This is a genomic window from Rhodopseudomonas palustris (assembly GCF_003226555.1).
In the GTDB taxonomy this organism is placed as follows: domain Bacteria; phylum Pseudomonadota; class Alphaproteobacteria; order Rhizobiales; family Xanthobacteraceae; genus Rhodopseudomonas; species Rhodopseudomonas palustris_I.
In genome coordinates this window covers 308333-321000 of the sequence record NZ_QKQS01000006.1, presented here as the reverse complement: position 1 = coordinate 321000, position 12668 = coordinate 308333, and the positions used below count along the sequence as shown (strand labels likewise).

Here is a 12668-nt window from a genome sequence, read left to right as displayed (position 1 = left end):
ACACACCCGGAGGAGTCAAGAATGCTGCATCGCGCCGCGCGGTGGTTGATGGCAGGAGCGCTGGCCGCGATGGTCGCGAGCCCGGCGATCGCCGAAGGAACGTTCGACCTGCCGCCGAGCGTGCAGTTCTCCGCTCAGAAGCTGGAGCGGATCGACGAGTTCTTCAACAAGATCATTGCCGAGGGCAAGATCCCCGGCGCGGTGGTGTACATCGAGCGCCACGGCAAGCCGGTGTACCACAAGCATTTCGGCGTCCGCGACGTCGCCACCAAGCGGCCGATCACCGACGACACCATCTTCCGGCTGTCGTCGCTGACCAAGCCGTTCACCGCCTTTGCGGTGATGATGCTGGTCGACGAGGGCAAGATCAAACTCGACGATCCGGTGTCGAAATACATCCCGGCATTCGCCGACACCAAGGTCGGTGTCGAGAAGCAGCGCGAGAACGGCGAAAAGTATCTCGATTTCGTCGCGCCGAAACGGCCGATCCAGGTCCGCGATCTCCTGCTGCATACTGCGGGCATCACTTACGGCTTCTACGGCGACAGCCTGGTGCGCAAGGCGATCGACGCCGCCAAGATCTATGACGGCGATCCGTCGACGCGCGAATTCGCCGAGCGGATCGCCAAGCTGCCGCTGCAGGAGCAGCCCGGCACGCTGTGGGACTACGGCAATTCCTACGAGGTGCTCGGCGCCGTGATCGAGGCGGCGTCCGGCCAGTCGTTCTATCAGTTCCAGAAGCAGAAGCTGTTCGATCCGCTCGGGATGACCGATACGCAGTATTTCTTCCAGTCCGAGGCGCAGAAGCCGCGGCTGGCGCAGCCGATGCCGAACGACTCCAACTTCCGCGTCGGCCGGCTGGTCGGGCCGGACATCGTCCGCAAATGGGAATCCGGCGGCGGCGGACTGAGCTCCACGCCACACGACGTGATCCGCTTCGTCCGGATGCTGCTCAACAAGGGCGAACTCGACGGCAAACGCTATCTCAGCGAAGCCACCTTCAAGGACATGACCACCGATCACATCGGCCCGAATTCCGGCGTCGAGCGTGATTACTTCTATTTCCCCGGTGACGGCTTCGGCTACGGCTACGGTCTGGGCGTCCGCACCGATGCCGGCAACGCCAAGCCGCCGCCGCCCGGCTCGCTCGGCGAATTGAAATGGGACGGCGCCTCGGGCTGCTACTTCGTGGTCGATCCGAAGCTCGACATGTTCTTCGTGCTGATGGAGCAGACCCCGTCGCAGCGCCAGCCGGTGCAGCGCGAATTAAAGAAGCTGGTGTACGAGGCGCTGGAGAATTAACGCCCGGCCCGGGTCGCGTCCGGCCGGGCTGTCCAGTTGACGTACTCATCGTCCGATTAAGGCCGCGAGCGGGCGCTTAAAGTGCCTCGCTGCGGCGCATTTTGCCGCAACGAGCCTTGCAATTCGGCCGGGCAGCCCGTCTACTCGATCGGGCTGTGCCACGTCCCGTCGGCCGGACCAATCCGGGCCCCGACCTCACAGTCCGGCATATGCGATCGATTGCTCGTTAGTCAGTTCGATACGGTCTTGATTTGCGCGGCCGCACACCGTCGCGCCGCTTCGACGATCTCGACAGCCGGTTCGACGGTTTTCCGCGCGGGCTCTTGCCGTCTGTTTCTCCCCACCGATCCGCGCGGCAACCGGCTTCATGCCGTCATCGAAAGGACTCCTATGACCCATCACCAACCCGGTCGTCGCAGCATCGTGTCGCGAGCGCTCGCCGCGATGATTCTGACGAGCATCTATTGCTTCAGCATGATCGGCGTGACGGCGCTCGTCTCGGGCGCGACCAGCACGGCCGCCAACGCCCAGCGCGGCGATGGCCGTGGGCGAGGCCGCGGCGATATGCGTGGCCGCGGTCGGGGGCGCGGTGAGATGCGTGGCCGCGGGCGTGGAAGTGGTCGCGGCCGGGGCCATCGCGACTGCTTCATCAACGCCGGCGGCTTCCGCGTCTGCTACTGAGTCCGGCCATCGAGCGTCACAACGGCGGCGATCCTCGCCGCCGTTGTGACTCGCGGGTCGGTGCTCAGCCGTTGCGCGCGTAGAGCATCGGCACTGCGGTATCGAGCATCACTTCGACCACGCTGACGCCGTCCAGCGAAAGCGCGCGCGCCAGCGCCGGAGCCAGCTCGGCGCTGCGATTGACCCGTACCGCGTCGCAGCCGAGCGATTGTGCGAGTGCGGCGAAGTCGATGCCCGGCACATCCAGGCCCGGCACGTTTCGCACCTGCATCACCTGGCTGAACGAGCGCATCGCGCCGTAGCCGCCGTTGTTCAGCACCACCATGGTCAGCGGTAGCTTGCGCTGCGCAGCGGTCCACAATGCCTGGATCGAGTACATCGCCGAGCCGTCACCGATCAGGCAGACGGTGCGGCGGTTCGGATCCGCCAGCGCGAACCCGACCGAGGCCGGCAGCGACCAGCCGAGCCCACCGCTGGTCATGGTGGCGAAGCTGTCCTGGCCAGGCATCGGCATGTAGGCCTGCATCGCCGGCCGATGCGATGGCGCTTCCTCGACCAGCATCGCGTCGTTCGGCATCGCGGCGCGCAGCGTGTGCAGCAGATAGGCCGCGGGGATCGGCTCGGCCGGTTGGGGCGCGGGCGGCACCACGCGGGCTGGCGGCGCGGCGCGCTTGGTTTCCGGGAGCAGCTCCAGCAGCGCGGTCAGCGCGGGCGTCACCGTCGCGATAATGCTGGTGCCGAGCGGTGTGACCGTGGCGTCGTCGTCGTCGTCGGTGATCTGAAACAGTTTGCTGGTGCCGCCGAAGATCGAAGCGTGGCCTTCGACATGGAAGGTGAACACCGGCGCGCCGATCACCACCACGACATCGTATGCGCCGAGCGCTTCGGAGAGTTGCCCCGGAGACGCGGGCAGGAAGCCGGCGAACAGCGGATGCCGTTCCGGGAAGCTGCAGCGCGCCGAGAACGGCGACACCCACACCGGCGCCTGCGCGCGCTGGGCGAGCTGCACCGTCATCCCGACCGCCGCGGCGCGGTCGATCGCGGGCCCGACCACCAATGCGGGCGTCTTGGCTTTGGCCAGCGCATCGGCCAGCGCCTGCATCGCCGCGCGATCCGGGCCGAGCTCCCGCGTGATCGTGCGCGGCGGCACCGGTGCCGCAGGCCGCGCCCAATCGTCGATCGGCACCGACACGAAGGTCGGGCCGCACGGCGGCTGCATCGCCACGTAGTAGGCGCGGGCGATAGCGGCCGGTACGTCTTCGGCGCGCGCCGGCTCGATGCTGTATTTCACATAAGGTCGCGGAAATTCGCTCGCGCGCTCGGCGCCGAGGAAGGCCTGCAAGGGCAGAAGACTACGTGCCTGCTGCCCCGCGGTGATTACCAGCGGCGTCTGGTTCTTGAAGGCGGTGTAGATATTGCCGAGCGCGTTGCCGACGCCGGCGGCCGAATGCAGATTGACGAAGCCGGCGTTGCGCGTCGCCTGCGCATAGCCGTCCGCCATCGCCACCGCCGAAGCCTCCTGCAGCGCCAGCACGTAGTCGATATCGTCCGGCCAGTCGCTGAGGAACGGCAGCTCGGTCGAGCCGGGATTGCCGAACACCTTGTCGATCTTGAAGGCACGGAGCAGATCGAGAGTGGCGGATTTGACGGTGCTGACGGCAGCGCTCGGCTGCTTGGACTTCTTCGCGGGCAAAGGCGGTTTCCTCGGGCGGCGGATGCCGGTGTTGTTGTTTGCACCGATCAAATCCGCAGGCGGCGAGGGGAGTCAACACGGATCACGCGTCATTACGCGGCGCGTGCGTGCGAACATGCACAGTCATTCCGGGGCGCGCGTAGCGCGAACCCGGAATCCAGAGGTTGTGGAACGATAAGGCTGAACAGCTCGAGATTCCGGGTTCGCTCACTTCGTGAGCGCCCCGGAATGACGTGCATGTTGCAAGAGCTACCAGCTCGCCGTGGCCTTCATGGTCGGCACGCCATCGGCATTGGCGGTCCACAGGTCGAGGCCGGCTGCGGTCTCGTTGGCGTTGACGGTGAAGTCGGCGCCGTCGAACAGCGGCTGGACGCCGCGATAGCTGAAGGTCTTCGGCACGCTGCCCTTGAGCTTGGCGGCGAATTCGACCAGCAGCGCGGCCTGCATCGGGCCGTGGACGATCAGGCCAGGATAGCCCTCGACCTTGGTGACGTAGTCGCGGTCGTAGTGGATGCGGTGGCCATTGAAGGTCAGCGCCGAATAGCGGAACAGCAGGACCGGATCGGCGAGATGGCTCTCGCGATGCTTGGCGGCCGGCGGCGCCGCGGCGGCCTTGACCGGCGCTGCGGGAGCGGCGGACGACGGCGGCACGTCGCGATAGACGATGTCCTGGCGGTCGCGGATCGCCACGCCGCGCGGCGTGGTGATCTCGTGATTGACGGTGACGAAGCACAGCGTGCCGGTCGAGCCCTGCTTGATCGTCACGTCGCCGATCGTCGAGGTCCGGGTCACCTCGTCGCCGACCTTGAGCGCGTCCACGAACTGCAGTTCGCCGCCCGCCCACATCCGGCGCGGCAGCGGCACCGGCGGCAGGAAGCCGCCGCGGGTCGGGTGGCCGTCGGGGCCGAGCTGGTCCATCGGGTACACCGGCTGGCCGAGGCACCAGTGCACGGTGAACGGCGCGGCGTCGCCGGCCTGCGGCTTGCCGATGTCGAGGAACAGCGTCGCGCGCAGTCCCTTCACGAGCTGCGGGGTGACGGTGTCGGTGGCTTGTTCGCTGCGGCCGATCCATTGCCGCAGGTGATCGATATCGAGCGCGTCGGTCATGCTGGTCCTCGCTTACTTGCCCGCTTACTTGCGCTTGTCGCCGATGCCCGGCACCGCGCCGTAATGCCGGTCCTCGCCGACGATGATCGCCGCCGGCGCCGGATAGCTGACCTTGCCGTTCGGGGTATCGACTTCGATCCGGCGCAGATGCGGATGGTGCGACAGGTCTTCCATCGCGTTGACTTCGGCGAAGGCGATGTCGGCGCTGGCGAGATGTTCGAGCAGATCGTCGCGGGTCAGCGCGCCGAAGGCGTCGGCGACGATCTTGTCGGTGTAGGCGCGGTTCTTGACCCGCTCAACGCCGTTGCACAGGCGGGGATCGTTCGGCAGGTCCGGCTGGCGCAGCACGTCCGAGCACAGCTTCTTCCACTCCCGCTCGCTCTGGATCGAGATCAGGATGTCCTTGCCGTCCTTGCTGGTGAACACGCCATAGGGCGCGATCGACGGATGGGCGAGGCCGAGCCGCTTGGGCGGATTGCCGGCCTCGGCATTGAGCAGCGGCACGGTCAGCCAGTCGGCCATCACGTCGAACATCGAGATCCGGATGTCGGCGCCCTGGCCGGTGCGGCCGCGGCCGATCAGCGCTTCCAGGATCGCGGCGTGCGCGGTGGCGCCGGTAGCGACGTCGACGATCGACATGCCGACGCGGGAGGCACTTTCCGGCCCGCCGGTGATCGAGGCGAGACCGCTCTCGGCCTGGATCAGGAGGTCATAGGCCTTGCGATGGGCGTAGGGGCCGTCGTCGCCGTAGCCGGAGATCGTGCAGATGATCAGCTTCGGATAGTCCTGGCGCAGCCGCTCGCGGGCAAAGCCTAGCTTGTCCATCGAGCCGGGCTTCAGATTCTGCAGCAGCACGTCGGCCGAGGCGATCAGCTTTTCCAGCTCCGCGCGGCCCTCCTTGGTGGCGAGGTCGACCACCGCGGATTCCTTGCCGCGGTTGAGCCAGACGAAGTAGCTGCTCTGGCCCTTGGCGGCGGCGTCATAGCCGCGAGCGAAATCGCCTTCGGGCCGTTCGATCTTGATGACATGCGCGCCGGCATCGGCCAGCCGCGAGCTGCAATACGGCGCCGCGACCGCCTGTTCGACGGCGATGACGGTCAGTCCTTCGAGCGGAAGCATGCTCACCTCTCCCCGCTTGCGGGGAGAGGTCGACCGGCGAAGCGTAGCGAAGCCGGTCGGGTGAGGGGGCGTCTCAACGGAGCCGAGCCTCGGTGCCCGCGTCGCCCCTCACCCCAACCCTCTCCCCGCAAGAGCGGGGCGAGGGAGCGCGCTGCGATGCGCCGCGCGTTCATCGCCTCATTGCTGATCAGCATGACCCGCGCCCTCAATACGACCGCGGCATCCCGAGCACGTGCTCGGCGAGATGCGACAGGATCAGGTTGGTGGAGATCGGCGCCACCTGATACAGCCGGGTTTCGCGGAACTTGCGCTCGACGTCGTATTCCTCGGCGAAGCCGAAGCCGCCGTGGGTCTGGATGCAGGCGTTGGCCGCCTCGAACGAGGCGTCGGCGGCTAGCATCTTGGCCATGTTGGCCTCGGCGCCGCAATCCATGCCGGCTTCGTACTTGCGGGTGGCTTCCTTCACCATCAGCTCGGCCGCGCGCATGTTGGCGTAGGCCTTGGCGATCGGGAACTGGATGCCCTGGTTCTGGCCGATCGGCCGGCCGAACACGGTGCGGTCCTTGGCGTAGGCGCTGGCCTTGGCGATGAACCACTTGGCGTCGCCGACGCATTCCGAGGCGATCAGGATACGCTCGGCATTCATGCCGGAGAGGATGTAGCGGAAGCCCTTGCCCTCCTCGCCGATCAGGTTCTCCTTCGGCACCTTCATGTCGGTGAAGAACACTTCGGTGGTGGCGTGGTTCATCATGGTGCGGATCGGCCGGATCTCGAGGCCGTTGCCGCGCGCTTCGCGCATGTCGACCAGGAACACCGACAGGCCTTCGGTCTTCTTGGTCACCTGATCCTTCGGCGTGGTCCGCGCCAGCAGGATCATCAGGTCGGAATATTCGGCGCGGCTGGTCCAGATCTTCTGACCGTTGACGACGTAGTCGCCGTTCGCGTCCTTCTTGGCGAAGGTCTTCAGGGAGGTGGTGTCGGTGCCTGAGGTCGGCTCGGTGACGCCGAACGCCTGCAGGCGGAGTTCACCGCTGGCGATCTTCGGCAGCCATTTGGCCTTCTGCTCGTCGCTACCATGCCGCAGCAGGGTGCCCATGGTGTACATCTGGGCGTGGCAGCCGCCGCCATTGCAGCCGGCACGCTGGATCTCTTCCAGGATCGCGGCAGCCGCCGACAGCTTCAGGCCGGCGCCGCCGTATTCCTCGGGGATCAGCACAGAGAGGTAGCCCGCCTCCGTCAGGGCGTCGACGAACGCCTTCGGATAGGCCATTTCGCGGTCGAGCTTGCGCCAGTACTCGCCGGGAAACTGCGCACACAGTTTGGCGACGGCGTCGCGGATGTCGTGGTATTCGTCCTGCTCCGCGGCATGGTGTTTCATCGGCTGCGTCTTCTTGTTGGTTTTGGGGGGAGGGTCATGAGACCCGGACCGGCAAGGACTCGTAGCCCTTGACGAAGCTCGAATACACCCGCTTCGGCTCCCCGACAACTTCAATACGCTCGAAACGCTTGAGCATCTCCTCCCATACGATCCTCAGTTGCAATTCGGCCAGACGCATCCCGACGCACCGATGGATACCGAAACCGAACGAGAGGTGAATCTTCGGCCGCTTGCGGTCGATGATGAACTCGTTCGGCCGCTCGATCACCTCGTCGTCGCGGTTGCCGGAGACGTACCACATCACCACCCGGTCGCCCTTGCGGATGGTCTTGCCGCCGAGCTCGGTATCCTGAAGGGCGGTGCGGCGCATATGCGCCAGCGGCGTCTGCCAGCGGATCACCTCCGGCACCATGGTGTCGATCAGCTTCGGGTTGGCCCGTAGTTTTTCGAATTCCTGCGGGTTCTCGTTCAGTGCCAGCACCGAGCCCGACATGGTGTTGCGGGTGGTGTCGTTGCCGCCGACGATCAGCAGCAGGATGTTGCCGATCAGATTGTCGCGGTCCATCTCCCGGGTGGCGTCGTGATGCGCCATCATCGACAACAGATCATTCCGCGGATCGGAATTCACCCGCTCGTTCCACATCCGGGCGAAATACGCGGCGCATTCGTTCAGTTCGTCGCGGCGCTGCTGCTCGGATTCGACCACGCCGCTCTTCGGCAGCGCGGTGGCGACGTCCGACCAGCGCGTCAGCTTGCGGCGCTCGTCGAACGGAAAATCGAACAGCGTCGCCAGCATCTGGGTGGTCAGCTCGATCGAGACGCGGTCGACGAAGTTGAACGTCTCGCCCCGCGGCAGGCCGTCGAGCACCTTCTGGGTGCGGCTGCGGATCAGCACGGCGAGTTCGTCCAGATGATCCGGCGTGAACATCGGCGACACCGTCTTGCGCTGTGCCGAGTGCCGCGGCTCGTCCATCGCGATGAAGCTCGGCCAGTCGTAGCCGACCGGCGCGTCGCGGATCGAGATGCCGCCGAGCGTGGAGTCCGACGAGAAGATCTGGTGGCTGGTGTCGACATGCATGATGTCGTTGTACTTGACGACGCTCCAATACGGCTCGATCGGCGCGTTGGTGCAGTAATGCACCGGCTCTTCGGCGCGCAGCCGTTCAAACCACGGCCACAGCGTGTCGTCTCGGAAGTGTCGCGGCGCGCCGGGGTGGAAGTCCTTCAGCGGGGTGGCGTAGGCTTCCTCGCGTGCCGCCCGCAGCCGCGCCGCTTTTCCGGTCTCGATGGTGCCGTGCATCGTCGTCCTCCCTGGCAATGTCATGGACGCTCGCCGCAACGGAGCGGCGGCGGTCGCGGTCGGATTTTCGGTCCCGCCATGGTTCGGTCCGGCGGGTTCGGCCGTCTGATCAGATCGTCAATACGCGGCGACGGCAAGGCGGCATCGCAGAGTTGGCTCGCCGCCCGAACAAATTGATTTGACGGTAGAAAAGCGCCCGTCCGGCGACTTGCGTCGACAAGCTGGACGGCATGCTGCGCCGCCCCACCATTGGAGCCTTCTCAGGCTCCCGGCGCCGTGACATGGTGCGCGCAAACAACATACGGCGGCGCTCCCAGGTGCCGCCGAGCGGAGCGAGCACCCAGCATGATTCCCAACGCGCAGAGCCTGTTCAACTTCGATCTCGGCGAGACTGCCGACGCGATCCGGGAGACCGTTCGCGACTTCGCCGCCAATGAGATCGCGCCGCGCGCCGAGGCCATCGACAAGACCAATACGTTCCCGCGCGACCTGTGGCCGAAGCTCGGTGCGCTCGGTCTGCACGGCATCACCGTCGAGGAAGACTACGGCGGCGCCGGGCTCGGCTATCTCGAGCACTGCATCGCGATGGAAGAGATCTCGCGCGCGTCGGCCTCGGTCGGCCTGTCCTACGGCGCGCATTCCAACCTCTGCATCAATCAGCTCCGCCGCAACGGCAACGAAGCGCAGAAACAGAAGTATCTGCCGAAGCTGATCTCGGGCGAGCATGTCGGCGCGCTGGCGATGAGCGAGCCGGGCGCCGGCTCCGACGTGGTGTCGATGAAGACCCGAGCCGAGAAGAAAGGCGACCGCTTCGTCCTCAACGGCAACAAGATGTGGATCACCAACGGCCCGATCGCCGAGACCCTGGTGGTCTACGCCAAGACCGATCCGAACGCCGGGCCGCGCGGCATCACTGCGTTCCTGATCGAGAAGGGCATGAAGGGCTTCAGCACCGCGCAAAAACTCGACAAGCTCGGGATGCGCGGCTCGGACACCGGCGAACTGGTGTTCGAGGATTGCGAGGTGCCTGAGGAGAACGTGCTCGGCGAGGTCGGCCGCGGCGTCAACGTGCTGATGAGCGGGCTCGATTACGAACGCGCGGTGCTGGCCGCCGGTCCGGTCGGTATCATGCAGGCCTGCATGGACGTCGTGCTGCCCTATGTGCACGAGCGCAAGCAGTTCGGCGAGCCGATCGGCATGTTCCAACTGGTGCAGGGCAAGGTTGCCGACATGTATGTGACGATGAACGCCTCGCGCGCTTACGTCTATGCGGTGGCGAAGGCCTGCGACCGCGGCGAGACCACCCGCGAGGACGCCGCCGGCGCGATCCTGTACGCCGCCGAACGCGCCACCCAATGCGCGCTCGACGCCATCCAGTTGCTCGGCGGCAACGGTTACATCAACGACTATCCGACCGGCCGCCTCTTGCGCGACGCCAAGCTCTACGAAATCGGCGCCGGCACCAGCGAGATCCGCCGCATGCTGATCGGCCGGGAGCTGTTCACCAAGACGGCGTGACGCGGCCTGTCCCGCCTCGCGCCGGTGTCGCCACTTTGGCGCCCTTGCTTCGACATCAGCCGACCCTATAGCTCCTCCCTCGCTTCAGAATCGAGGGAGACGAAATGGACGCGCAAGAGGTCGCAGCGCATTGGGAGAGCAATGCCGAGACGTGGACGATGCTCTCTCGTGCCGGCCACGATCGCTATCGCGATGCGCTGAACACGCCGGCATTCCTCGCGATGTTGCCGCCGGTCGCCGGCCTTAAAGGGCTCGATCTCGGCTGCGGCGAGGGCACCAACACGCGCAGCGTCGCGCGGCTGGGGGCCGCGATGACCGGCCTCGACATCGCGCCGACGTTTCTGGCACATGCCCGCGACGTTGAACGTCTCGACCCGCTCGGGATCGACTACGTGCTCGGAGACGGCCTTACCCTGCCGTTCGCCGATCGCAGTTTCGACTTCGTCACAGCCTTCATGTCGATGATGGATATGGTCGACCAAGCGGCTGTGCTCCGGGAGGTCGCGCGACTCTTGAGGCCGGGCGGGTTCCTGCAGTTTTCCATCCTGCATCCCTGCTTCGTTCCGCCGACGCGCCGGAACATCCGCGATGCTGAGGGCACTCCGGTGGCCGTCGAAGTGGCCGATTACTTCGACGAGAGCGATGGCCGTGTCGAACGTTGGTTGTTTTCCGGCATTTCGGCCGAGCAGCAGGCCACGCTGACGCCGTTTGCGGTTCCGCGGTTTCACCGCACGCTGTCGACCTGGGTCGCGATGATCGTCGGGGTCGGGCTCACGATCGAGGCGTTCGGGGAGCCGATGGCCTCGGAAGCGGCCGCTGCAGCAGAGCCGATCGTGGCCGACACGCGCGTCGCGCCGATCTTTCTGCATGTCCGCGCGAGGCTTCCGAAGGCGCTTTAACGCGTCAGCCGGTTCACCCTGGCGACGTAGCTCCTGACGTCGGTGAGGACTTGCGGCAGCACGGCTTTGACTTCGGGGACGGTCATGCCCGGCCGGATCGCAGGGTGGTACAGGATGTTCAGAAGGTACTGGTCGTAGACGTCGAAGAACCCCTTCTGGACGTCGTCGTTGAACATCGTCCACGGCACCTTGTCGGTGTCGTTGATCGGGCCGAGCGACTGCAGCAGCTCCTCATAGGCGCAGTCGCGGAATACGAAGTCGCCGTTGTCGATGGTGAGGATGACGTCGGAGCGCTCGATCTCGAAGCGGTCGTTCTTGCGGAAGCCGGATAGGCACTGCGGATCCAGGCTTTCGCGGATCTCGCGGGCGCGCTCCTCGCCGTAGAACGTCGCGATGGTCTTGCCGAGATTGCGGTCGCGGACGAGGTGGACGGTGACGTTGGCCTCGTCGGGATCATTGGTCATCGCGATGTCGAGATGCTCGACCCGGCCGGCGATGTCGGCGACGATTCGCGCGAGCTCGGCGCGGCGGTGGGCGTGACCTTCGCCCTCGGCATAGACCCGCACCGGGGCATCGTATTTGCGGATGCGGTCGACCCGTCCGGCCATGTGGAATTCGGCGCCGAACGCGGTGCGGAAGAAGCCGTCGATGATCTGGCCGTCGGTGAAGTCGGTCTTCTCGCTGCGCTGATGGCCGGAGAAGTCGGTCGCCGCGCTGGCGCCCGCGGGCGCCGCAGCGAGCGGGGCAATCGTGGCGAGCACGCCGATCACGGCGAGGGCCGCCGCGAGCGCAGGTCGAAGATGCCGGGCGCCGTGTTGCATCGCGAATAGCTGCCGCATTCCGGTCCGCGGCACAACCGGCAATTCGGCAGAGGCCGGCTGTGCATGCGGGCGAGCGCCCGGACGCCTCAGTTCTTCACCACCACCACGGTGCCGACCCGGACCCGGTCGTACAGGTCCTTGACGTCGTCATTGGTCATGCGGAAGCAGCCCGACGACACCGCCTGGCCGATCGTCTCCGGCTCGTTGGAGCCGTGGATGCGGTACAGCGTCGAGCCGAGATACATCGCGCGGGCGCCGAGCGGATTGTCCTCGCCGCCGGCCATGTAGCGCGGCAGGTCGGGGCGGCGGCGCAGCATCTGCGGCGGAGGGGTCCAGCCCGGCCATTCCTTCTTGGCGGTGATGCGGTGGGTGCCGGCCCAGCGGAAGCCGTCGCGGCCGACGCCGATGCCGTAGCGCAGCGCGGTGCCGTCGCCCTGGACCAGATACAGCCGGCGCTCCCGGGTGCTGATCACGATGGTTCCCGGGGCGTAGTTGCCCTGGAACATCACGGTCTCGCGCGGGATCGGGTTGGCGCTGGGCCCGGAGCGATAGAACGGCCCGAAGCCCATCACCGCGCGCAAATCCATTTCCTGGGCCGAAGCCGCGGTCGGCAAAGCGGTGGCGATCGAGATCAGCGCGAGCGCGCTGGCGGCAAGTCGACGAACCATTCCGAAACCTCGCAATCTTCGTTTCGCTCAGAACTGGCCACAATCGCGCCGATTGCGCAAGCCGGCGGCGGTCGGTCGCAGCACGCCGCGCGCCCGCCGCAGTCCTGCCGCGCGTCGTCCCCCTTTGACGAAGCGGTGGAACAATGATTGATCGGGCGCAGAAATTGCAAATCGGGAGCGAA

Annotated in this window: 11 protein-coding genes; 4 read left to right on the top strand and 7 right to left on the bottom strand. The window is 66.3% G+C overall.

Annotated elements, in window-relative coordinates:
- The first annotated feature begins 21 nt into the window (after positions 1-21).
- Both DNX69_RS03430 and DNX69_RS26520 read left to right on the top strand, forming a co-directional pair.
- On the top strand, positions 22-1302 hold the full coding sequence (locus tag DNX69_RS03430; protein ID WP_110784599.1) for a serine hydrolase domain-containing protein: 1281 nt from the start codon (positions 22-24) through the stop codon (positions 1300-1302).
- 219 nt (positions 1303-1521) lie between these two features.
- Positions 1522-1983 carry a hypothetical protein gene (locus tag DNX69_RS26520; RefSeq protein WP_234826830.1) on the top strand — a complete coding sequence of 154 codons (462 nt, stop codon included), beginning with the start codon at positions 1522-1524 and terminating at the stop codon, positions 1981-1983.
- A 64-nt stretch (positions 1984-2047) separates the two neighbouring features.
- Here the strand turns inward: DNX69_RS26520 and mdlC are convergent, their stop codons facing one another.
- From mdlC to DNX69_RS03400, 5 genes are all read right to left on the bottom strand, one after another.
- Complete coding sequence (mdlC, locus tag DNX69_RS03420) at positions 2048-3676, bottom strand: benzoylformate decarboxylase (protein WP_110784835.1); 1629 nt, start codon at positions 3674-3676, stop codon at positions 2048-2050.
- Between the two features lie 249 nt (positions 3677-3925).
- Positions 3926-4783: an FAS1-like dehydratase domain-containing protein gene (locus DNX69_RS03415; protein WP_110784597.1), complete on the bottom strand. Its 858-nt coding sequence runs from the start codon at positions 4781-4783 to the stop codon at positions 3926-3928.
- A 24-nt stretch (positions 4784-4807) separates the two neighbouring features.
- Positions 4808-5902 carry a CaiB/BaiF CoA transferase family protein gene (locus DNX69_RS03410; protein WP_110784834.1) on the bottom strand — a complete coding sequence of 365 codons (1095 nt, stop codon included), beginning with the start codon at positions 5900-5902 and terminating at the stop codon, positions 4808-4810.
- A 205-nt stretch (positions 5903-6107) separates the two neighbouring features.
- Positions 6108-7280, bottom strand: a complete 1173-nt coding sequence (locus DNX69_RS03405) for an acyl-CoA dehydrogenase family protein (protein WP_110784596.1) — start codon at positions 7278-7280, stop codon at positions 6108-6110.
- 34 nt (positions 7281-7314) lie between these two features.
- Positions 7315-8580, bottom strand: coding sequence for a cytochrome P450 (locus DNX69_RS03400; protein WP_110784595.1), 1266 nt, complete (start codon positions 8578-8580; stop codon positions 7315-7317).
- Positions 8581-8925: 345 nt separating this feature from the next.
- Between DNX69_RS03400 and DNX69_RS03395 the strand changes: the two genes are divergently transcribed.
- Positions 8926-10098: an isovaleryl-CoA dehydrogenase gene (locus DNX69_RS03395; protein ID WP_110784594.1), complete on the top strand. Its 1173-nt coding sequence runs from the start codon at positions 8926-8928 to the stop codon at positions 10096-10098.
- A gap of 104 nt (positions 10099-10202) precedes the next feature.
- Complete coding sequence (locus DNX69_RS03390) at positions 10203-10997, top strand: class I SAM-dependent methyltransferase (protein WP_110784593.1); 795 nt, start codon at positions 10203-10205, stop codon at positions 10995-10997.
- On the opposite strand, the gene DNX69_RS03385 is transcribed toward DNX69_RS03390, so the two are convergent.
- Positions 10994-11836, bottom strand: a complete 843-nt coding sequence (locus tag DNX69_RS03385) for a DUF2927 domain-containing protein (RefSeq protein ID WP_234826829.1) — start codon at positions 11834-11836, stop codon at positions 10994-10996. The genes DNX69_RS03390 and DNX69_RS03385 overlap by 4 nt on opposite strands.
- A 68-nt stretch (positions 11837-11904) precedes the next feature.
- Positions 11905-12486 carry a L,D-transpeptidase gene (locus DNX69_RS03380; protein ID WP_110784592.1) on the bottom strand — a complete coding sequence of 194 codons (582 nt, stop codon included), beginning with the start codon at positions 12484-12486 and terminating at the stop codon, positions 11905-11907.
- Positions 12487-12668 lie beyond the last annotated feature (182 nt).

Excerpts from the sequence above, each read along its gene's own strand:
- DNX69_RS03385 (WP_234826829.1), bottom strand. The coding sequence starts at position 11,836 with ATGCGGCAGCTATTCGCGATGCAACACGGCGCCCGGCATCTTCGACCT.
- DNX69_RS03380 (WP_110784592.1), bottom strand. The coding sequence starts at position 12,486 with ATGGTTCGTCGACTTGCCGCCAGCGCGCTCGCGCTGATCTCGATCGCC.
- DNX69_RS03400 (WP_110784595.1), bottom strand. The coding sequence starts at position 8,580 with ATGCACGGCACCATCGAGACCGGAAAAGCGGCGCGGCTGCGGGCGGCA.
- DNX69_RS03395 (WP_110784594.1), top strand. The coding sequence starts at position 8,926 with ATGATTCCCAACGCGCAGAGCCTGTTCAACTTCGATCTCGGCGAGACT.
- DNX69_RS03390 (WP_110784593.1), top strand. The coding sequence starts at position 10,203 with ATGGACGCGCAAGAGGTCGCAGCGCATTGGGAGAGCAATGCCGAGACG.
- DNX69_RS03415 (WP_110784597.1), bottom strand. The coding sequence starts at position 4,783 with ATGACCGACGCGCTCGATATCGATCACCTGCGGCAATGGATCGGCCGC.
- DNX69_RS03430 (WP_110784599.1), top strand. The coding sequence starts at position 22 with ATGCTGCATCGCGCCGCGCGGTGGTTGATGGCAGGAGCGCTGGCCGCG.
- DNX69_RS03405 (WP_110784596.1), bottom strand. The coding sequence starts at position 7,280 with ATGAAACACCATGCCGCGGAGCAGGACGAATACCACGACATCCGCGAC.
- DNX69_RS03410 (WP_110784834.1), bottom strand. The coding sequence starts at position 5,902 with ATGCTTCCGCTCGAAGGACTGACCGTCATCGCCGTCGAACAGGCGGTC.